Source organism: Streptomyces sp. NPDC006339 (genome assembly GCF_040612775.1).
GTDB lineage: Bacteria > Actinomycetota > Actinomycetes > Streptomycetales > Streptomycetaceae > Streptomyces.
Genome location: NZ_JBEXQW010000028.1, coordinates 59,695 through 78,511 on the forward strand (window position 1 = coordinate 59,695; position 18,817 = coordinate 78,511).

Sequence of the window (18,817 nt, forward strand, 5' to 3'; positions counted from 1 at the left end):
CCTCCGGACTGAGGACCGAGGGAAGGCTGTACGCAGCCGACGCCGACGCCGCAGGTCCGACTAGGTTGAGCGCATGACAAGCCTTGCTCACCCCCAACTCTCCGGGCTGGGGCGGAACCCGTCGGCTCCTCAGGACGTCCTGGTACGTCTGGCTACGCACAAGGCCGGCCGACACGGGATATCGCAGCGCCGCGGGCGGCTGGAGGACGCCGTTGTCGATGCTTTGCTGAAGCATGGCGACTGTGACACCGCGGTGGGCCTTCACGGGGACCGGATCTCTCCGGAGATGCGCCGAAGGATTGCCGAGCATCCTGATCCGGCGATTCGCGACGCGTTCACAAACTTTGTCCGCGACATGGTCGACCGCAAGGTGCAGATCGGCATCGACCTCCTGGAGGAAGCCTATGGCCGGCCTCGGATGATGCTCCCCCACGCGCCAAGTCCGAGCCTGCGTGCCGCAGTCGCGCGAGCCTGGTACGACCGGCCGCTCGCCGTACAAGTAGAACTGCTCGCCGACCCCGATCCACAGGTCCGTGCAGCCGCCACCGAGCGCAGGAATCCAGGTGTCCCGCCTGAGTGGAGGGAGCGTTGCCTTTCCGACCCTGCCCTACGCGTCAACGTGGCGCGCTATGTCCCACTCACATGGGAGCAGTTCGCGCAGCTCATACGGTTCGAGGAAAAAGAGCACCATCAGGCTGTCGCCGATAACCCTCATCTGTCGGCAGAGATGGTTGCCCACCTTCCGGGCATCGACGACCCGTTCGTCCGGGTCGCGGGACTGGCTGCGCGAAGCGCCTCTCGATGAGCGGATGAGCTACCTGGACTGTCGGCACACAACATTCCGGCGCGTACTGGCGTCCTGCCACGACCTACCTGAAGAGGCATGGCGTCGGCTGGACAACGACCCGGAACTCGTCGTCCGTCGTGCTGCCGCCCGTCGGCCGAACACGCCGCCGGAGGTTCTGGAAGGACTGGTCCGCACCCACGGCGACGTATCGCACGTCCGACCGCTGCTGGTCGACCACCCGAACTTCCCTCGGGACGCGCTGCGCACGTTCGTTGACGAGTCAAGCCCGAACGTGCGCTACCTCGCCCTGCAGGACCCGGAACTCCCCCTGCCGTATCTTCAGCAGCTCACCGCCGCTCCCCAGCCCTTCCTGCGCCGCGGGGTCGCCCGTCACCCCAACATCACGGACGAGTTGCTGGAGCATCTGCTCGGTGACCCAGACCCTGAGGTAGCCGACGACGCCGCTGCCAACTCTGCGCTGCGGACGACCCGGATGTATCGGATCCTCATCGCTGCCGGTTTGTGACTCCACTGAACCCGACGTGCAGCAGGGGCAGCGGCCTCGCCGGATACGGGGAGAGCATCTGGTACGACGCGGCCTCGGCGAGGTGGAGCGGCCCCTGCCGAGTCGACAGCGCCGTGCCGTGCGCCTGGTCCGGCAGGAGTCCGGACCAGGTGTCGGGCTCATGCGGGCGTCGGTCTGCTTGCTGCTGAGGGGCTTACGCCGGTCGAGCAGATGTGGGCATGATCGCGGGTCGCCGCCACCCATGTGAACCTGCACGACCGGCTGCTCGCTGCCTTGACGCACGCCACCCGCCGCCGTTCGCCCACGCAGTCGACCGACCCTCCTCCCGACGCAGGCCAGGCTCGTCAGCACAGCACAGCACAGCACAGCACGGCACGGCACGGCACGGTCCGACCGGCGGCGGGGTCAGACCGCCGCGAGCTCCTCGGCGACGAAGGCGTCCACGAACTCCTGTGTGCGGCGGTCGAAAGCCGTGTACTGCGCCTCTCGCTCCGCGCCCGTAATCGCGTCGCCGACCAGGAGGTTGCCTTCGGCGTCGACGCGCTGAGGGCGTTCCTCCGCGTCGGTGAGCAGACCGACGGTGGAGCTCGAGAAGCCGCAGTAGTAGGCGATGCCCTCGTTCAGACTGGTTTCGAGGACGGTCTGCATGCCCGCCACGATCGGATCGTCGCCAGTGGCGCCGGCCAGGCCCAGCCACAGGATGCGCTTGCCGGCGAGGCGCGGCTTGCTGCGGCCGTAGGCGAACCCGTAGTTCCAGACGCGGTCGATCCAGCCCTTGAGAATGGCCGGCACGCTCTGCCAGTACACCGGGAAGACCGCGACGACGGCATCGGCGTCCAGGATGCGCTGCATGTGGGCGTGCACTTCTTCCGAGTACCTCTTCTCCCGGTTGCCCCAGTCCGGCTGGTCCGCCACGTTCATCCGCGGGTCGAAGCCCTCGGCGTGCAGGTCGAGCAGGTCGACGCGGTAGCCGGCGGCTTCGAGTCGGGCTGTGGCACGGCGGGCGGTGTGCGCGGTGAGGGAATCGGTGCGGTGGTGTGCGACGACGACGAGGGCTGTCCTGGCACGGCTGTCGTTCTGCGTCACGGTGTCTCCTGGGGTTCTCGATCGGTCCCGGTCGGTCCGATGTACGAGTCCAGTTCAGCCGCTACGGCGTAGATGATCCATGGGAGAACCGCTCCAAAACATAGGAGATCGTCTACAGTTCCTTCCGTGGATCCTTTGAGTTCGCTGCTGAGCGGTATCCGTGCCGAGGGGTCGGTCGTCAGCCACGCCGTACTCACGGTGCCCTGGGCCGTCCGCTTCGCCGACTCCGCGCCGCTCACCATGATTAGCGTGCTGCGGGGCGGGGGAGTCCTGCTGCTGCCCGACGGAACGGAACGGGCGATCGGCGCGGGGGACACCGCCATCGTGCGTGGCCCCGCACCGTTCCACCTCGTGGACCAGCCCACCACTCTGAACGGCGCCCACGCCGCGTACGAGATCGCCTGTTTCACCGAGAGCCCCGAATGCGGTGGCCAGGAACTCGGCGGTATCCGGTGGGGCGCCGACTCGGAGCAGGCGACCGCGCTGATCGTGGGCGCCTACCGTGCATCGGGCCACCGCCATGAGCGGCTTCTGCGCGCTCTGCCACCCGTCCTGGTGGTCGAGGAGGACGCCGACGTCTGTGCCTGGCTGGAGACGGCCGCCGCCGACGCCGCCCGTCTCTCGGCCGGTTCGCAGGCGCTGATGGACCGGCTCCTCGACTGGGCCCTGGTGTGCACGTTGCGAAGCTGGTTCGACAAGGCGGGCGCCGACGCGCCCGGTTGGTACCGGGGCCTCGCCGACCCGGTCCTCGCACCCGCCCTGCAGTCCTTCCACGACCGGCCCGCCGAGCCCTGGACGGTGGCCTCCCTGGCTGCGCGGGCCGGCGTCTCCCGGGCGCTGTTCGCCAAGCGCTTCACCCACCTGATGGGCCGTCCGCCCCTCGCCTACGTCACCGAATGCCGCATGGACGATGCCGAGGCGCTGCTGTCCGACACCGACCTCGGCATAGCGCAGATCGCCAGGTCCGTCGGCTATGCCGACGCCTTCGGCTTCAGCGCCGCGTTCAAACGCCACAAGGGCCGAAGTCCCAGCACCTACCGTGCCGCGCTGGCCGTCGCCGGGGCCGGTTCTCTCGCGTCGACGTAGACGGGGGTGTGCGGCATGCATGCGGGAGACACAGGCAACGTGCCGTGCGGGGATGGGAAGGCAGCATGCCGATGCTGACAGCCGGTTCGGCCGGTCCACCAGCCGGCAGGCGCCCGCCGCCCGCAGCGGCCAGGAGCGCGGCCACGGAACCACGGGCGGCGCGGACACGGCGCTCCACGGACGGGCTCCGACCAGTGCGGTGGACAGGCGAGCGGACGCCGTTTCGGCCAGGAACTCGCAGATACGGATGATGGGGCCGTCATCGCCAGCACTCGATCAGGGCTTCAGCATGGTGGCTCGTCGGACCACAAATGCGTCGTCGGCACGAGGGGTGGTGAGGGGCTGGTGTGTTGAAGGACGGCCAGGGCCTCCTCGACACGGCCGAGGCCGACCAGGTGCCGGCGAGGTCGTGGACGTTTCTGCAGTCGTGCTGTTTCGGTGTACGGTCCGGGTGCGCAGGGGGCGTCCGGTGCGATGCCCACGCACCGGCCTGTGGCCGCGGTATGGCGCGCGCAGGGGGCGACCTGAGCGAAGGGGCGCACCCCGGTAGATCCCCACGTGCGGGAGCTCGGTGCCGAGCATCATGACCCGCACCGACTGGGACTTCGAGCTGGCGGACTGCACCGTGGACGAGCACGGCCGGCTCATCACCCCCGTCCTCACCCGGTCCAGTGCGTCGTCGCTCATCAGACGCAACACACCGTCGTCCGCAGACGTGATCCTGACCGTGGGCTTCCGGCTGGGCAACGACACCACCACCAGGCAGGTGACGGTCCTGGTGACCCAATCCGGCGTCCTGCACCGGGCTCAGGGCCTCTACGGGAGACTGGCGCGGCTGTGCCGCCCCGAGCGGTCACCTGCGGTGAATAACCCCCTCCCCTGGTTCCAGGGCGAGCACCCTCTCGCCCGCCCTGTTGCCGACCTGCGCCGGCACCACGCCGCGTACACGAGGGACGGCTATACCCGGATCCGCATCCGCCGGCGGTCGTACGCCTGCACTGTGACGAAGACCAGCCCCTGACCGCGGTGGCGCACCGCGAGCTGTTCCAGGCGTTCATCGGCGCAGCGCCCATCACCCCGCAGTCCCTCGAAGCGGCCATCACCGCCTTCCGCGCCGCGCTCGGTCTGCCGTCCCCCGAGCACATCACCTGGGCGCCGCGCGAGAAGACGATCCCGCCCCGCGTGGCTGTGATGCTGCGCACCCTCGGCTCCGGGTCCGCGCTCACCTCGGAGCGGCGGCGGCCTGTGCGTCGAAGCCGCGCGTGCCGCCGCGGAGCGGGCGCCGGTGCCGCGGCCGCTCAGCGAAAAGCCGGAAGAGCCGGTATAGATCGGCGCTCTGACCCGGCTACGGGGTACCTGGAGCTGCGCGGTGTCCCGCAACTGGCGGACGGCGGCTGTCTCCTTCTTCTGTACGGCGGTATTGATGGGGTGGAGCGGTCGGCCGCGATCTGATCGTCCAGCCAGATGACAGCGGACGGATCACCCTCGCCCCGGTTGGCCGCCAGGTTCTCGAGGTCTCGGAGATGGCCCTGCCGACCCGTCGGCCGACACCCTGCTCCACCTCGGTGCACAGGATGCTCTGTGGCTCGAAGTACCAATCGAAGAGCGCGGCGAGGGATGCGCTCCCGAGACGAACGGTGACGATGCCCTCGGCGCCAAGGGCGATCTCGTCACCGGTCGCCGGGCGGAACGCCTCCGGACGCGCCCCGAGACGCCTCTCGTGATGCGCCTACGCCTGATCCTGCAGGTAGTCCCAGGTAGTGGTGTAGCAGCGGACGCGAATCACGCCGATACCGGCTGCCTTGGCCACCTCGTCGACCCGGCTGCGCCGTCCAGGTCAGACGGCCGGCTCGGCCTGTGCGGGAGCGCTCCCGGCGCCGCCGGTACTGCGCCGCCTGCCCAGAATGCCCACGGGGTTCTCTCCTCCAACGTGCGATCGTCCTGTGGCCTGTGTTGCTCGTCGGTCACCGTTCAGAGGTGACCGTACGATGCGGCCGGTCATCGGGGGAGGGAGTGGGAAGACTCTGTCCGACAGCGGTGTCTGCCGCGGCTACGGAGCCCCCCGCCGGCCGGCCGCTCCTGCTGGAGTTGTGCCCGGCGTGCGGCGCGGACGGCCCGTCCCGGCCGGGCGCCTGGTGCAGGCGGTGACCGCGACGCCGGGGCCGCGGAGGCCGCGCATCTCGTCCTTGGATGGACCAGGGAGCGTATGGCCGCTGCCCCGCCCGGAGGAGGGCGTGCGATCACCGCCGTTCAGCCGGTACGTCCAGGTGTGGTACGGGCACGTCAGCCGCTTCGAGGACCCCTGCTCCGGGGTGGTTTCCGGTGGAAGCACGTCCATGAAGCGGTGCCGGCACACCCGGGACAATGCGTGGAGAGCTCCGTCCTCGTCACGTGTGACGACGAGGGGTTCGCCCAGCACATCGGTGCGCAGGTAGTCCCCGGGCCGGGCGACCTGGTTCACATGACCGGCGCACAGCCAGTCGGAGCGGAAGACATGCTCCCGCTCCAGGCGGTAGAAGTCCTCGCTGCTGTAGGCCCCTCCCGGGAGCGTTTCCCCGAGCTCCAGCGGGAGCGCCGTGAGACGAGTCAGTTCGTCGAGGAGGGAATGGAGTCCTCGGTGCGACATGGCGCAGCCACCACCCTTCTTCAAGTTCCTCCATCGTTCCCGTGGAGCCCTAGGCAGCGGATCGTCGCGAGGACCGATATCCGAGTAGTCCCTTCGGGTGAGACGTCCTTGTCTCATTTGGTTAACATGTGTCTCACCGGGGGGGGGGGGGTACGCGGTCGCGGCCCCCGGGCAGCTCAGCGCGCCGTTTAGCCCGGGGCGCCGCACGTCACGCAGCTCACGAGGAGGACCGCGGTGCGCGGCCGAAGCGCGGCTTTGGCCGGCCGTCCACGAAGGGAAGGACACGTCGCATGCGCACGCTCTACGTTGTCACTCACCCGCAGGCCACACACCATGTCGAGAACGTCGTCGGGGGCTGGCATGATTCGCGGTTGACCCCGGCCGGCATCCGGGCTGCGGCTGCAGTCGCCCAAGCGCTGCGTGCGCGGATTCCCCGGAGCGCCGACGTGGAGCTGTACGCGTCGGACCTGCGGCGCACCCGGCAGACGGCCGAAGCGGTGGCCGAGCTGTTCGGCGTCGCCCCGGTGCTGGATCCCAGGCTGCGGGAGAAGTCCTACGGAGAGGCGGGCGGCAGGCCCCAGCAGTGGCTGGACCGGCGGTTCGTCCCACCGCCGGCCGTCGGCGAGCGGCTGGAACACGACGAGGGCGTGAAGGGCGCCGAGACCAAAGCGGCTTGGGTCCGGCGCGTCTACGCCGCCATGGACGACATCCTCGGCCGCCCGTGCGAACACCAGATCATCGTGACTCACGGCGGCACCCTGACCTTCGTCGTGACAGCGTGGATCAAGATGCCGCAAGCAACGGTCGGCTACGCCAGTCTTCGGGCGCCTGCGGGCAGCATCACCACACTGCACGAGGACGACTTCTTCCACAACCGGCAGATCGTCGCGCTCGCTGACACCCACCACCTTGACCCCGCCGCAGTCGACTGACTCTCCTCACGAGAGCCCGGGCCCTGCCTCGCGACGCCAGCGCCGTGGGTGTGCGGGCCCTTCCGCTTCCCCGTGTACGCCGCCGCCTCTGCCAGCCGTGACCAGCCTCTGCGGCTTGACGGTCAACTGCCCCAACCCGACGACGACGGCGAGTGTCTGGCGTACCTGATCGAGTGGCCCCGGCGCACCGAGGAGCCGACGGGATGAGGGTGCGGCTGCTGGTGTCGCACCACCATCACCGCCACAGCGACCTCGCCGCACTCGTCGCTGACCTAGGCAGGGACGTCGACCTGTTCGCAGACTCCGGCGCGTACAGCGGCCGCCTTCCGATCGCACGCACCAGACGCCGCAGGCCCTGCCTTGAGGCAGATGGCGCTAACGCCAGCCGACAGCGGCGGTCACGAACTGCCACCCAGGCTGGACGACAGAGGACCGCGCCCCCGCGGTTACAGCGGGTCCGGGCCGGAGAGCGCGCAGTGCCGCTTCCTGGTGCCTTTCTGTCGCAGCTCCTCGGCCGAGTACAGCTTCGGCAGCCGAGGCCAGTACATGTAGCTGTCGTCGCCCCCCCCGGGCCCGCTCGATGGCGGCCTCCAGCGACTCCAGGCCGCGTTCGACGGTGTTCAGGATGGCGGCCGCCGTCGGGCGTCTGGTGCGCGCATGCCTGCTGGTCTACCTCGGCGGTGAAGCCGACTACCCCGACGTCCACCCCGACCAGGGCGCCGCCCTCGGAGCTCCGGCAGCCGATGCGTTGCGCAAGACTGTCGAGATGACCGCCCACACAGCGCTCGCATCTGCGGACGAGATACGCACCTACCTCATCGACCAGCTCAACCACGTGCTGCGCCGCCCGGGGATGTATGGCGACGTGGAGGCCAGCACATGGATGTTGATAGACCACCTCCTCGTCGTAGAGCGACGGTCTGAAGTGTGGAATGAGCAGAAGCACGTCTGGCGCCAACAGGGCGTTTGGACCCCGACGGGTGTCAAGGGCGCACTCAGTCTTCTCCTACCGCCCGATCACGGGTACAGCGTGGCCTCCGTGTACGCCGAATTCGCACGGCAGCAGGGATGGCTCAAGCCCGACCGGGTGCTGGATGTCGAGGCGTACGTGTCAATGCGAAACGTCGTTCCTCAATGGGGCCTACAGGACCGAGTGTGGGCTGACGTGCTCGCCGCCTTCGGTCCTCCATCGGTGCTCTTCGGCGGCAGCAACCCTCTCTACGGAAAAGCCCTCGGTTACGTGACCGAGGACCCCTCGGAGCCGATGCTGTCCTTCCACCTGTGGAACGGAGCCGAGCCCGGAACCGAGCCGTCGTGGCCTCCCGCGCAGGAGGAGCCGGTGCTTCTTGCCATCCGCTGTGGTGACGGGCCGTTTGCCGACAGTTTCACCTTCACCCCGGAGGGGAAGCGGCGACGACCGGAAGCCGCGCATATGGAGGACTTGCCGGGACCTGAACCGGCGAGTGGTGGGAAACGATCAACTTGAGCGTGGGATGCACCGCCCCAGACCGTGGTCAGGAGCACTGATGAGCGAGTTCCGTCGGTGCCCTACGGAGACGTTCGAGCCAGTCTGGGGGTAGCTGCTGGCGATCTTCCTGGACTTCCTACAAGGGCCGCTACCCGGACGTCACGCCCCGGTCAGGAATTGTCGGTCGCTGTGGACGCCGTCCCGCCGTCCACGGCCAGTTCACCCCCAGCCCGTACCCCGGCGCTCCGCATTCGCCGGCCACCCGGTCGTCGCGCACGCGGCCCCAGACCACGGCGTGGTGACGCCCTTCTACGCTGCGACATCCGCGCCGACAACCTCCTCTATGGCCGCCTCGCCGAGAGCCGGGGCTCCGCAGGCGGCCGGTACCCGGTCGCGGCGGGAGCCCCCCGGCCCATGGCCGCCGGGTGTCGCTCTCTCATCCACGCACGGCCGGTGGTCCGGTACCAGGAGGCGGCCACTACGGCGGCGAGCGCTGCTTCGACCAGGTCTCCGCCGTAGTACATGACTTGTGCACCGGTGTGCAGGTCGGCGGCGGTGAAGGCGGTGCCGGGCGGCTCGGCCGCGTACAAGGTCTTGGCGAGAACGGCGTGCGCGGCGCCGGCGGTCAGCAGGGTCGCCCCTCGCAGGACCGGGCTCCGGCGGCGGCGTACGGGGTCGAGCTGGCTGACAGCGAAGGTGTACAGCAGCCCCGCGGCCAGGACGTGCGCGTGCACGACGGCGTGCAGCCACGGATTGTGCCGCATGACCGAGAACAGTTCCGTGCGGTACAGCAGCCACAGCCCTCCGACATTGAGTAGGGCTGCCGGCGGCGGGAAGATCAACCAGCCGACCACATGGCTGTGGGCAAGGACCAGCAACCGCCGACGCGTGGCACCGGGCGACAGGACGCGCAACGCCAGGGTGAAGGGGCGGCCCAGTACGAGTAGCAGCGGGGCCGCCATGCCGATGATCAGATGTTGGATCATGTGGGCGGTGAATGGTCCACCCGGCAACGAGCCCACCACCGCCCAAGCCACCCCGGCACCCCCGGCGGCGAAGGAAGCCCCTCGCCACCGCGGCCAGACATCCCCACGCCGCCACAGATTGGCCGCTGCCAGCAGATACAGGACCGCCACCAGCAGCACGGCCGCCACGGTGACCAGCTCGAGCAGGCCAGGGGCCATGGCCGGGCCCGGGTGGACGTGCGCGAGGATCACGCCGCCGCCCTGCCACGGCGGGCCGCGCGGATTGCCAGCACCCAGCCGAACAGCAGCAGCACCAGACCGGCGATGTTCCATACCCAGTCGTAGGGGGTGACATCCACGCCGTAGCGGACCTGGTGCAGGCGCAGCAGCTTGTGATCCACGATCCCGTCGAATAGCTGGAAGATCCCCAGCCCCAGCAAGAACCCGGCCCAGGCATGGGCCGGGGCCAGGGCGCGGCGGCGGCGTAGATCGGCGTAGGCGAAGAACCCGGCGATCAGCGCCACCAGCTCAGCGGTGTGCAGCAGTCCGTCCGAGAGCAGGCCCACGCTGAGGGTTGAACGGTCATAGAAGTGGTGCCAGCCCAGGATCTGGTGGAAGACGATCTCATCGATCGCGGCCATCACCGCCACCCCGATCACCCCACACACCACCATCGACCTGCGCGGTTCCGGCCACATTCCGGGGACCATGCGCGGCCGGGCCGATGCGCTCATGGGGTCTGCCTTTCTGCTGTGCTCGAAGTGGTCTGCTGCTCGGTACGCCTACCCCTTGACGCGGGGCGCACCTACCCGGTCACGGCATCTGGGTGAGCAGCTCGGCAGCCGGATAGAGCCGTCCCGACCGGCAGGTCACGGCGCCGAGCTGTAGCCGCTCCACGCGGCCTTCCTGGGGCCAGATCAGCCCCTGCCTCCGGAACCACACGCTCGGGAAGCACGTTCACCCAGTCCCGTCGGTGCGAGGTCAGCGCCCCCGGCCCGGGAACATGCACACGCTGATCTGCCGCTCGCCGCGCGGCGTGGGTGACTGGCTTGGGGCTCATCCCGCCGGTCGATGCCGGGCCGGTGCTGTGGTGTCGCGGGGCAGGGTGGAGGCCGCCGACCGGCTCACCGTGGCGCTGGGGTCGCCGCTGTGGTGGCGGCCGCGCGTGACGGCGGCCGCCCTCGGGCATCTGGTGCGTGCGGGCCTGCTGGTCTACCTCGGCGGCGAAGCCCTCCTCGTCGGATGCCCACGCCACGTGTACCGTGCTGCCGGCCTGCGGCTCACCATCCCAAGGCGGCCTACAGGGCCGCTCCCGGGGGTGAGCACGCTGACCGTCCCGGTGCTCGGGTCGGCATCGACTTGCCGTCAGATGACCGCCTTGCCGCCACCGTCGTAGACCTCGACCTCGTATGACACACCCATCCGCCCACGAAGCCGCTCGTGGACGGCCTCACGGACGTCACCCGGCAGCGACACCTGGCCGGGGTGAGCACGAAGACCGGCGGTCGGCAGCAGCCTCACGCAGACACCGGCCGCCGGCCGCCCGTAGGGGACGAGCCGGACCGTCCGCCGCCGTCCTGCTCGACCGGTCCTCACCGTTTCACCCTCGTCGTCCCACGCCCCACGTATCGGGCGTTGGCGGCGGTCTACTTCCCCCAGCACACGGTCGAAAAAGCCGGAGCATCGGCCCTGCCGACCCATTGATCCTCAGACCGTCCGACTTTCCCGCGAGCCCTTCAGGAGGAGGCGCTCCGAAACCCAGATGTTCAAAGGTGTGCAAAATGGGTATTTTCGCACGTTCGGCGTCAACCGGACACCGTCCGTTCTTCGCGGGCGGGCAGACGACGCCAAGACATGGCGGTGAGACCGATGGCTTCATGCAAGATCCCCGACTACCGCACCGACCACCGCGGCCGACACTGGACGCACTCCCTGCGCTGCGCGCAGAAGGCAGGAGCCGTCATCGTCACCGACGAGTCGGAGGAGCCGGTGGTCTACGCGCACGAGGACTCAGGGGCCGGTCGTTTCCGGCCCTGGATCACCGAGGCCGGTTCCCGTTACGACAGTCACGACGTCCACCCCGAGTGGTGACCGCGGACAGCGCGCGACTCCGACGGAAGCCCCAGGCCCCAGCCGGCCTTCGGGCAGCAGATAGACCGGCCACATCGCCTGCTGCCGGTTCTCGGACCTCGCCGATCCGCAGACGGACTGCGGCGTCATCCTCTCCAACGTCACGCTGCTGGACCGACTGCCGGTGCAGCCGACCCCGGGCGGCGAGTACCCGATGGTGCAGGCCGACAAGGACGACGTCGAGGACCTCGGCCTGCTCAAGCTCGATGTCCTGGGGGTGAGGATGCAGTCCGCCATGGCGCACGCCGTCACCGAGATCCGCCGCACCACCGGCCGGCACATCGACCTCGACAACCCCGACCACGTCCCGCTCGATGAGCGATTCGCCTTCACGCTCATCCAGAACTCCGACACCGTCGGACATCGTCGATTGCACCAACGACGAGACCCGCCTCGTCCGCGCCAGCCTTGTCCTCGGGCCGTCGCTCCGTGATCGACCGGGTTCTGCCGACCACCTGACCGGACTACATTGGAGCAGTTCGACATCACTCAGGGGCCGAAGGGGCCGCAGGCCGAGAACGTCACCCCTGCCTGCCCCGCCCCACATGCGGTACTGGGGCCGTGACCTGGACAACGGAATCGGCCTCTCAACTCACCTGTACGGGCTAGGCTCCATTCCGGCCCGTGCCGGAATGGAGCGCGCGGGACAGGCCCCGGTCCCCGTGACGGGACGCAGTACGGCCGGGGCCGCCCCTTCCACTGACGGAACCCGCAGCCGTCCGGTGAGCACCGCGAGAACTGTTCGTGGTCCGGCAGGTAGAAGTGGGTGATATGGGTGCGTCCGCACATCAGCCACTTCAGCTCCTCAAGGTGCGTTCTCGGGCGGAAAGGTCAGGAAATTGGGCCTACGCCAGCGCCCTCGCCCGGCGCACTCCCTGGCGGGACCGACACGCCACCTCGGTCGCTCTCCATGCCGGCGGCCGGACGGTCACCGGCAGGACGCAGAGGCTACGGGGCGGTGGTGTAGTGGACGACCTGTCCCTGCTGCTCGCAGGGGCCGCCGGCGTACACGTTGATGGCGTCGATCTCGGCCTGGTCGGCGGACAGGCCCCAGCGGAGCTTCGTGGCGACCCACTCGCCGAGGTAGCGGCACGTGGCGTCCGGCGCTGGGGGCATCCACGTGGCCGGGTCTTGGTCGGCCTTTTGACGGTTCGCCCGCGCGGTGACCGCGACCAGCGATGCAGCGGCGTCCTGGTCGTTGGCGTACGCCTCACGCCGGGCTGGCGTCCAGGCTCTCGCGCCGGAGTCCCATGCCTCGGCGAGCGGGACCATGCGGCCGATGTCGAGGGCGGCGGGGTTGGTGACCTCCTGCTCGTCGTAGTACGACAGTCACTCCCCCTCGGAGAGCTTGCAGCCCGCTGCGACGGCCAGCGCCTCGGTCGCTTGGGCTAGCAGGACCTCGTCCTCGGCGCGCGCCCCACGCCGGCCCCCGGCACCCTTCTGGGGGCGCAGCCAAAGCGCAGGTGCGGCCCCAACGATTTGCTCGTGGAGCCGCCCGTGCACGCGTATTCGTTACCCTATTCAGAGTCGGCGAGTATCAATCAAACCTCGTTCCGTTCTGATTTCCAGCCACCCAGCCAATGCCGCTGGGTCGCTTTCCGTTCGACCGGCAGAACGACTCGACAGCATTGCGGATTGCCTCGATGGAGATCACACCGCGCGGGTCGAAATATGAGGGAGCGTAGTGATCCGAGAGAACTTCTGGATCTGGATCCAGAAGTGTCCCGCTGTCCGAAACCCAGAAGTAGTGTCCCATGTCGCTTCCGGTTTCTTTTTCGATTCGTGCCGCCTCCTCACCCCCGGCGAACCACACGACTCCACCGAGTCCCTTCTCCAGGTTTGCACAGACATCCAGGAAGCTGACCGGCGCCTGCGTCTTCTCATCGTTGTAGACCAACCAGGTGGCGATGACATGATTTTCGTCACCAACTCCTGGGCGGAGTACTGTATCAAGTGATTCGGACACCTCGTCAGGTGTACTGAGGTATCGAGTTTCTCCGTCGAAATGGACCGCCGGGATCAAGGGGCTAGCCTCCTACCTTCAAGGATCTTTTTGCCGCCTGGATAGTATACGGTGAGCGTCCATCCGACGGGAAGGATCGCCTCCACGGCGTTCGTGCAGTTCAACTTCTTATTACACACGCCGTTATTGTTGTTGATTGCGACAATGGCGTGCTTGATGCCCTTGCTCTTCATCCAGGCTGCGTACTTGGCTTCAGTATGAGAGGCAATGCTGTAGTTTCCGATCCTCTTGGGAGGATACAGGGCGTGCCCGGATGATTGCAGCAGTTCGTCCGCCTTTTTGAAGAGGTCGTCGTGCTCGCCGCTCATAAGCTGATGCACTCCGTCTGCGTGTGCTGCGGGGAGCGGATTCCCGTCCATGTCGAGGATTTCTCCGTACGTCTTATCCCCCAGCCTGCTGTACGTAGGAAGCTTGTCAATTACCCCCTGCACCTTTTCGCAGAGGCTCGTGCTGGTGTTATGGACGAGAACGTCGGTCGTTCCGGTGGAGACGTAGTAGGTGTGGAGGTCGTCTACGGAGAGATTCCAGGCGTCCTGAAGGCCCTCCCAGTTCCGCGCCCTGACGATCTCTGCTGCGCTATTGCCCGGCGTGAGAAGGGTGTCGCCGGCCTTTAGGCTGCTTGCGTGTTTCCATGCCTGGACGTTGTGTGCCCAGTAAGGGTGATTAGCGGTTGAGGTAAGTGTCGACCCATCACCCAGCGTGACGTCCGTAAAGTTGCGGTCGTCGGGGGTGTGAATCGTGTGCGTGACGGCCCGGGGCCCGGTTTCGCGGGTTTCTGGGTTTGTGGCGGTGAGAAGGTCACCCGCCTTGAGCTTTTCAATGGGACGATGGGTCCCGTCGGCCATGAGGACCAGGGTGCCGGCGGGGAAGCTATTGGCGGCCGTTGAGGAGAGGCATCCGAGCGCTCGCCGGGTAGCGCGCAAATCCTTAATGGCAGAAGCGGCATTGTCAAGCTTGGAGACGAGCTTGAGCTTTCCCCATGGCGTGACGCTCACCGCAGCCATCACGCAGGTAACGGCTGTTGGATTCTTGATGCACGCCTCGACGTCAGCAAGGCCCGACAACTCCCAGGCGATCTTCCCGTAAGTGCGAGGGTCCTTCGCTGCCTGGAAAGCTGTGTCGAGTGCCCCGTCATCGCAAATGATGCTGTTGATGGGGAAGTAGGGCGAGTGCAATTCGGCGGGGAGTATGTCCATGCAGAAGACATCGGGTTCATTACCCTGGTTGCCTTCCTGCGCCTTGCGCTCTTCTTCCGCCTGTCGGAGTGCTTCGGCGACCTCTCGTTCGGCAAGCGTCCGTACCGTGGTCCAGGCGGCCTTGGCTTCTGCATCCGCTTCATCAGCGCTCTTGCCTGCGGCCTCTGCGGATGCACGGGCTCGGTCCGCTGCCTCGTTCGCTCGCGTGGCGGCGTCGCGCGCGTAGATGGCCGAGAACATGGCGTCAGAGGCCGAGTTCTTGGCGTTGATGGCGTCCTGTCTCGCCTGGTTGGCGGCGCTCCGCGCGGTCCTGGCTGAGGTGGCTGCGGAGACGGCGCTCTTCTCGGCGGCGTCGGCCGATGCCTTGGCTTCCGCCGATGCCTTGGCCGCAGCGTCGGCGGACTTCTGTGCCTCGGCCGATGCGGCGCTGGCTTCGGCCGAGGCATGCCTGGCCTTCGCGGCGGCTTCGGCCGCGCGCCAGTAGTTCGTGTTGGCCTTCGCCGCAATCAGGTTGCCTTCGGCGAGCAGGCGCTTCACGCGGTCCACATGGTTGGCCGCGAGGTCGTCCTTGCGCTGGGCCATGTACTGGCCCGTGGTGATGAAGTCGTGGAGGAGCTCAGCAGAGCTAAGCACTGCGATAAGGGCAGCCGATTTAACCTCGGGTCCGCCAGCCGTGGCCAGGCGGGTGGCTTCGGCCTTCTCGTCGGTGAGGCGCGCGCCGTACTGGTCGGCTTGGAGGAACTTCGCGAGAGTCCTCGGGTCGCCATCCTTGACTGCGGCGGCGGCTGCTTCCTTCACACCGCGGCCGCCGAGGGAGGCCAGGCGGGATGCCTCGGCTTGCATGTCGGTACGGCCGGCCTCGTACTGTCCCTTTGTGTAGAAGGCCTCGATCTGCTCCGGGGTTCCGCCGAGTGCTTGGGTGGCGGCGGTACGGACAGCCTCGTAGGGGCTTTGCGTGGTCAGGTCGACGACGCTCTGGCGCACGTCGTTGGCGTTGGCTTCTTTCCAGCGGGTGCGGAGGTAGTCGAGGACGTCCTGGTCGGTCCCAGTCAAGGCGCGGGCGGCGGCTTCCTGGTGCCAGGGGCCGAGCAGCTTCATCGCCTGCATGGCAAGCTGGCGGCCCTTGGCTGCTGTCGCCTCGATGTCGGCATCGGGGCGGGCGGCTTCCTCGGCCAGGTTCGCTGCCGTGTCGTTCAGGGCGAGGCTTTCGAGCCGGGCCTTGGCCGAGTCGGAGACGTTCTTGTCCGAGGCCGTCTTCAGGGTGCGGGCTCGTTCCACGGCCGCTTCGGTGCGGGTCTGCAGGTCGGCTGCCTCAGTCTCGCGGGCCAGGGCGAAGACCTCTTTCGCCTTCGTCACCGCGGTGGTGGCCGCGGTGGCCGCAGCCTTGGCCGCATCGGCGTTCTTCTGTGCCTGGGCGGCGTATGTGGCGGCGTCTCCTGCGTGGTTTGCGGCGTCCTCGGCGTAGTCGGCGGCCTTGGTCGCGTGATCGGCCGCGTCATTGGCGGCGTCCCGTGCTGCGGTGGCGGCAGCAGCGGCGCGGAGGGCGAGGGCTTCGGAGCGATCTGCGGCGCGGTCGGCGGCCGCGGCGTGGCGGCGGGCTGCAGCCGCGGCCTGCTGGGCCTCGGTGGAGTGGAATCCGGCTGCGTCGGCAAGCCTGTTGGCGTCCTCCGCTGCTGCGGCAGCGGCCTTGGCATTGGTTGTCGCGCTCTTGGCGGACTTGGCTGCCCCGGCTGCGGCGGCGGAGGCCAGGCCGGCCCTCTCCGCTGCGGCGGCAGAGGTCTTGGCTGCTGCTGCTGCTGCGCGTGCTTCCTTCGCCAGCTTACGTGCCTCTTCGGTCTTGCTGGCGTCACCTGCCGTGGCTATGGCTGCGTTGAAGGCTCTGTTGGCTGCCTCATTTGCGGCAGCGGCTGCCGAGTGCGTCTGGGCAGCCGCAAGAGCGGCCCTGCGAGCAGCTCGGTTCGCGGCGTTTGCAGAGCCGATGGCCTCCTGCGCGGCATCTGCCGCCGCGAGGGCGGCGCTTGCAGCCTGCTTGGAGTGTCTCTCGGCCTGGTCCTTGCTGACGTTGGCTTTCGCCAACTCGGCGGCGGCGTTCTGAGCCGCTTCCTTGGCGAGTCTGGAGGACTCGATTGCCTTGTCTTTGGACTCTTTGGCCTGCGCCAGCGCGTCCTCGGCCTGCTTGCCGGCCTGTTCCGCCTGCCTGATCAGATCGGCGACCGACGCGTGCTCCTGGTCCCTGTCACGGGCAGTGAACTGGCCAACTTCCAGGAACTCGACGATGTCCTCGGGCGTCCCGTTGATGGCCGCCGAGGCTGCGGCCTGCATTGCCGGGCCGCCATTGGCCGCAAGCCGGGTGACCTCGGCCTTGTTGTCCAGCTGGCGGGCCTCGTACTGGCCCTTGGCCAGGAAGTCCTCACGATCGGCGTATGTACCCTTGACCGCTTTAACGGCCGCGTCTTGTAGAGCACGGCCGCCCAGTGCCGCGATCCGGGTGATCTCGGCCTTCCGATCGGTATCGAGCGGCTCTTCGTAGCCGTAGAGGAGGAACGTCTCCAGCTCATCCGGCGACTGGATAACTGCCTGCGCGGCTGCCTGGCGGGTGCCGGGGCCTCCGAGCATGGCCAGCCGTGCGGCGTCCACCTTGTTGTCAAGATGCGCAATTTGTGGCGCTTCGTCCAGAAACTTGCGAATTCCGGCTTCGCCGCCCAACAGCGCCTTCTCCGCGGCGTCCCTGAGGCCGGCACCACCGGTTTCCCAGGCGGTGAGTACCTGCTTCCGTGCGTCCGCGGCAAGAGGAGGCGGCTCCACCGCGGCGGCTGTCGGTGCTCCCAGCAGCCCCGCCAGCAGCCCCGCCGACAACACGGCTCTCAGTATCCGGCGGCGAGCCGAGAATCTTTCCAATGCTCCCGAACCAGGGGTTCGGAAGGCCTTACGCCGAAACATCGGCGTCCCCCTCCTAAGTCGTAGTTCCCTCAGCCCTTTAATCTCTCGGCGATCCAATCGCGAGGGCCTTCCAGGGTGGCACGTTTCGGGTGCCATTCAATGGAAATTGGCGCCATACGCGACGCTCTGAGGTGGGCTAGGTCGACCGATCGTACAGCCGGTGAACTTCCGGTCTAGGAGAAGACAGTAGTCCTCGACGGGTCCCGCACCGACAGAGAAAGAGCAGCTCACAGGCCCTCCGGGAGCCTCAATCACTGACCCTAAAGTCTCGCAAAAAAGCGGAGATTATCGCAAGGATCGCCATTCGCGCAAATCGAATCTGCACATCAGTCATCTCTCCTCTTAGCTGCAGGCGCGGACCCTTCAAGAAGAGAAATGGTTGTACTTGAGAGGTGATTCTCTCGCGAGAGGAAAATCACACACACGTACGACACGTGTGCGGATCTTGGACATGCTTCACTCTTCGAGGTCGTGACGGAGGGACATATCCGTCACAGGTTCAAGAAAGGCCGTCATGGCGAGATCCCGTGTCCTCAAGGCGATGCTGGTCGCACTGACCTCGACCCTTGCAATAACAGCGACGACGACCCTTGGAGCCGCTCACGCCCAAGGCGAGATCGTGGCCACAGGAACCGAGGCGGGCGGCGACATGCCGCCCGCGATTGAGGACTTCACGTACCCAAACGCGCAGAAGATCGAGGTGGAGACCGGAGCCATCCTCAAGCGCGGAGACGGTCACCTCCTGCTCGCGACCTGCGACGGCAACGAGGACATCCGAATCCTCAGCCGCACCACGCCTGCGCTGGACTACTGCTTCGACGTCACAGCCAAGCCCGCCTACCTGGAGCTCAAGATCCCTGTGTTCTACGGGATCATCCCTGGCGGCGATCCTGTGAAGGTCACCGTCCAGCACAAGAGCGGCACCACCCAGACCGCTATGGTCGAGGCCAACTCCGGGCTCAACGGTTTCGGTGAATCCGGCAACCCCAAGACTGACGACGTCACGCTCGTCGAGCTGCGCATCGGCAGCTGAGACATCGCACGTCGGCACC

General features: G+C 67.7%; 15 protein-coding genes and 2 pseudogenes. 10 read left to right on the forward strand and 7 right to left on the reverse strand.

Features of this window, described 5'->3' with window-relative positions:
* The first annotated feature begins 73 nt into the window (after nucleotides 1–73).
* Nucleotides 74–805, forward strand: coding sequence for a hypothetical protein (locus ABZ135_RS23010; protein WP_356698100.1), 732 nt, complete (start codon nucleotides 74–76; stop codon nucleotides 803–805).
* A 4-nt stretch (nucleotides 806–809) separates the two neighbouring features.
* Complete coding sequence (locus ABZ135_RS23015; RefSeq protein ID WP_356698101.1) at nucleotides 810–1,313, forward strand: hypothetical protein; 504 nt, start codon at nucleotides 810–812, stop codon at nucleotides 1,311–1,313.
* 405 nt (nucleotides 1,314–1,718) lie between these two features.
* Here the strand turns inward: ABZ135_RS23015 and ABZ135_RS23020 are convergent, their stop codons facing one another.
* Nucleotides 1,719–2,399 (reverse strand): NAD(P)H oxidoreductase, encoded by a 681-nt coding sequence (locus tag ABZ135_RS23020; protein ID WP_356698102.1) that lies wholly within the window; start codon nucleotides 2,397–2,399, stop codon nucleotides 1,719–1,721.
* A gap of 72 nt (nucleotides 2,400–2,471) precedes the next feature.
* Here ABZ135_RS23020 and ABZ135_RS23025 point away from each other — a divergent pair, with 72 nt between their 5' ends.
* The 3 genes from ABZ135_RS23025 to ABZ135_RS23035 all read left to right on the forward strand — a co-directional run bounded on the left by ABZ135_RS23025 (nucleotide 2,472) and on the right by ABZ135_RS23035 (nucleotide 4,937).
* The gene (locus ABZ135_RS23025; protein WP_356698103.1) at nucleotides 2,472–3,485 is read left to right on the forward strand and encodes an AraC family transcriptional regulator; all 1,014 of its coding nucleotides are present in this window, start codon (nucleotides 2,472–2,474) and stop codon (nucleotides 3,483–3,485) included.
* A 583-nt stretch (nucleotides 3,486–4,068) separates the two neighbouring features.
* Complete coding sequence (locus ABZ135_RS23030) at nucleotides 4,069–4,506, forward strand: hypothetical protein (protein WP_356698104.1); 438 nt, start codon at nucleotides 4,069–4,071, stop codon at nucleotides 4,504–4,506.
* A gap of 5 nt (nucleotides 4,507–4,511) precedes the next feature.
* Complete coding sequence (locus ABZ135_RS23035) at nucleotides 4,512–4,937, forward strand: hypothetical protein (RefSeq protein WP_356698105.1); 426 nt, start codon at nucleotides 4,512–4,514, stop codon at nucleotides 4,935–4,937.
* Between the two features lie 598 nt (nucleotides 4,938–5,535).
* Here ABZ135_RS23035 and ABZ135_RS23040 read toward each other — a convergent pair.
* Entirely contained in the window at nucleotides 5,536–6,111 is a 576-nt protein-coding gene (locus ABZ135_RS23040; RefSeq protein ID WP_356698106.1) for a Rieske (2Fe-2S) protein, read from the reverse strand.
* A 290-nt stretch (nucleotides 6,112–6,401) separates the two neighbouring features.
* Between ABZ135_RS23040 and ABZ135_RS23045 the strand changes: the two genes are divergently transcribed.
* Complete coding sequence (locus ABZ135_RS23045; protein ID WP_356698107.1) at nucleotides 6,402–7,043, forward strand: histidine phosphatase family protein; 642 nt, start codon at nucleotides 6,402–6,404, stop codon at nucleotides 7,041–7,043.
* Between the two features lie 625 nt (nucleotides 7,044–7,668).
* A complete protein-coding gene (locus ABZ135_RS23050) occupies nucleotides 7,669–8,529 on the forward strand; it encodes a hypothetical protein (protein WP_356698108.1) in 861 nt (286 codons plus the stop codon).
* Between the two features lie 323 nt (nucleotides 8,530–8,852).
* Here ABZ135_RS23050 and ABZ135_RS23055 read toward each other — a convergent pair whose 3' ends face one another.
* Together ABZ135_RS23055 and ABZ135_RS23060 are read right to left on the reverse strand one after the other, a co-directional pair.
* The gene (locus tag ABZ135_RS23055; RefSeq protein WP_356698109.1) at nucleotides 8,853–9,728 is read right to left on the reverse strand and encodes a cytochrome c oxidase assembly protein; all 876 of its coding nucleotides are present in this window, start codon (nucleotides 9,726–9,728) and stop codon (nucleotides 8,853–8,855) included.
* Nucleotides 9,725–10,210 carry a DUF2243 domain-containing protein gene (locus ABZ135_RS23060; protein ID WP_356698110.1) on the reverse strand — a complete coding sequence of 162 codons (486 nt, stop codon included), beginning with the start codon at nucleotides 10,208–10,210 and terminating at the stop codon, nucleotides 9,725–9,727. The genes ABZ135_RS23055 and ABZ135_RS23060 overlap by 4 nt, the downstream gene beginning before the upstream one ends.
* 1,135 nt (nucleotides 10,211–11,345) lie before the next feature.
* On the opposite strand from ABZ135_RS23060, the gene ABZ135_RS23065 reads away from it, so the two are divergent.
* Complete coding sequence (locus ABZ135_RS23065) at nucleotides 11,346–11,567, forward strand: hypothetical protein (protein ID WP_356698111.1); 222 nt, start codon at nucleotides 11,346–11,348, stop codon at nucleotides 11,565–11,567.
* 118 nt (nucleotides 11,568–11,685) lie between these two features.
* A pseudogene (locus ABZ135_RS23070) lies at nucleotides 11,686–11,967 on the forward strand (DNA polymerase III subunit alpha); the annotation flags it as partial.
* 587 nt (nucleotides 11,968–12,554) lie between these two features.
* On the opposite strand, the pseudogene ABZ135_RS23075 reads toward ABZ135_RS23070, so the two are convergent.
* From ABZ135_RS23075 to ABZ135_RS23085, 3 genes and pseudogenes are all read right to left on the reverse strand, one after another.
* A pseudogene (locus tag ABZ135_RS23075) lies at nucleotides 12,555–13,007 on the reverse strand (DUF1524 domain-containing protein); the annotation flags it as partial.
* A 136-nt stretch (nucleotides 13,008–13,143) separates the two neighbouring features.
* A complete protein-coding gene (locus tag ABZ135_RS23080) occupies nucleotides 13,144–13,629 on the reverse strand; it encodes an Imm1 family immunity protein (protein ID WP_356698112.1) in 486 nt (161 codons plus the stop codon).
* Complete coding sequence (locus tag ABZ135_RS23085) at nucleotides 13,626–17,684, reverse strand: DddA-like double-stranded DNA deaminase toxin (protein ID WP_356698113.1); 4,059 nt, start codon at nucleotides 17,682–17,684, stop codon at nucleotides 13,626–13,628. Before ABZ135_RS23085 ends, ABZ135_RS23080 begins: the two co-directional genes overlap by 4 nt.
* 622 nt (nucleotides 17,685–18,306) lie before the next feature.
* On the opposite strand from ABZ135_RS23085, the gene ABZ135_RS23090 reads away from it, so the two are divergent.
* Nucleotides 18,307–18,798: a hypothetical protein gene (locus ABZ135_RS23090; protein WP_356698114.1), complete on the forward strand. Its 492-nt coding sequence runs from the start codon at nucleotides 18,307–18,309 to the stop codon at nucleotides 18,796–18,798.
* Nucleotides 18,799–18,817: the final 19 nt, after the last annotated feature.

Coding starts and splice junctions, on each gene's coding strand:
- ABZ135_RS23030 (WP_356698104.1), top strand. CDS start 4,069: ATGACCCGCACCGACTGGGACTTCGAGCTGGCGGACTGCACCGTGGAC.
- ABZ135_RS23015 (WP_356698101.1), top strand. CDS start 810: ATGAGCTACCTGGACTGTCGGCACACAACATTCCGGCGCGTACTGGCG.
- ABZ135_RS23050 (WP_356698108.1), top strand. CDS start 7,669: ATGGCGGCCGCCGTCGGGCGTCTGGTGCGCGCATGCCTGCTGGTCTAC.
- ABZ135_RS23010 (WP_356698100.1), top strand. CDS start 74: ATGACAAGCCTTGCTCACCCCCAACTCTCCGGGCTGGGGCGGAACCCG.
- ABZ135_RS23090 (WP_356698114.1), top strand. CDS start 18,307: ATGCTGGTCGCACTGACCTCGACCCTTGCAATAACAGCGACGACGACC.
- ABZ135_RS23040 (WP_356698106.1), bottom strand. CDS start 6,111: ATGTCGCACCGAGGACTCCATTCCCTCCTCGACGAACTGACTCGTCTC.
- ABZ135_RS23045 (WP_356698107.1), top strand. CDS start 6,402: ATGCGCACGCTCTACGTTGTCACTCACCCGCAGGCCACACACCATGTC.
- ABZ135_RS23060 (WP_356698110.1), bottom strand. CDS start 10,210: ATGAGCGCATCGGCCCGGCCGCGCATGGTCCCCGGAATGTGGCCGGAA.
- ABZ135_RS23025 (WP_356698103.1), top strand. CDS start 2,472: ATGATCCATGGGAGAACCGCTCCAAAACATAGGAGATCGTCTACAGTT.
- ABZ135_RS23065 (WP_356698111.1), top strand. CDS start 11,346: ATGGCTTCATGCAAGATCCCCGACTACCGCACCGACCACCGCGGCCGA.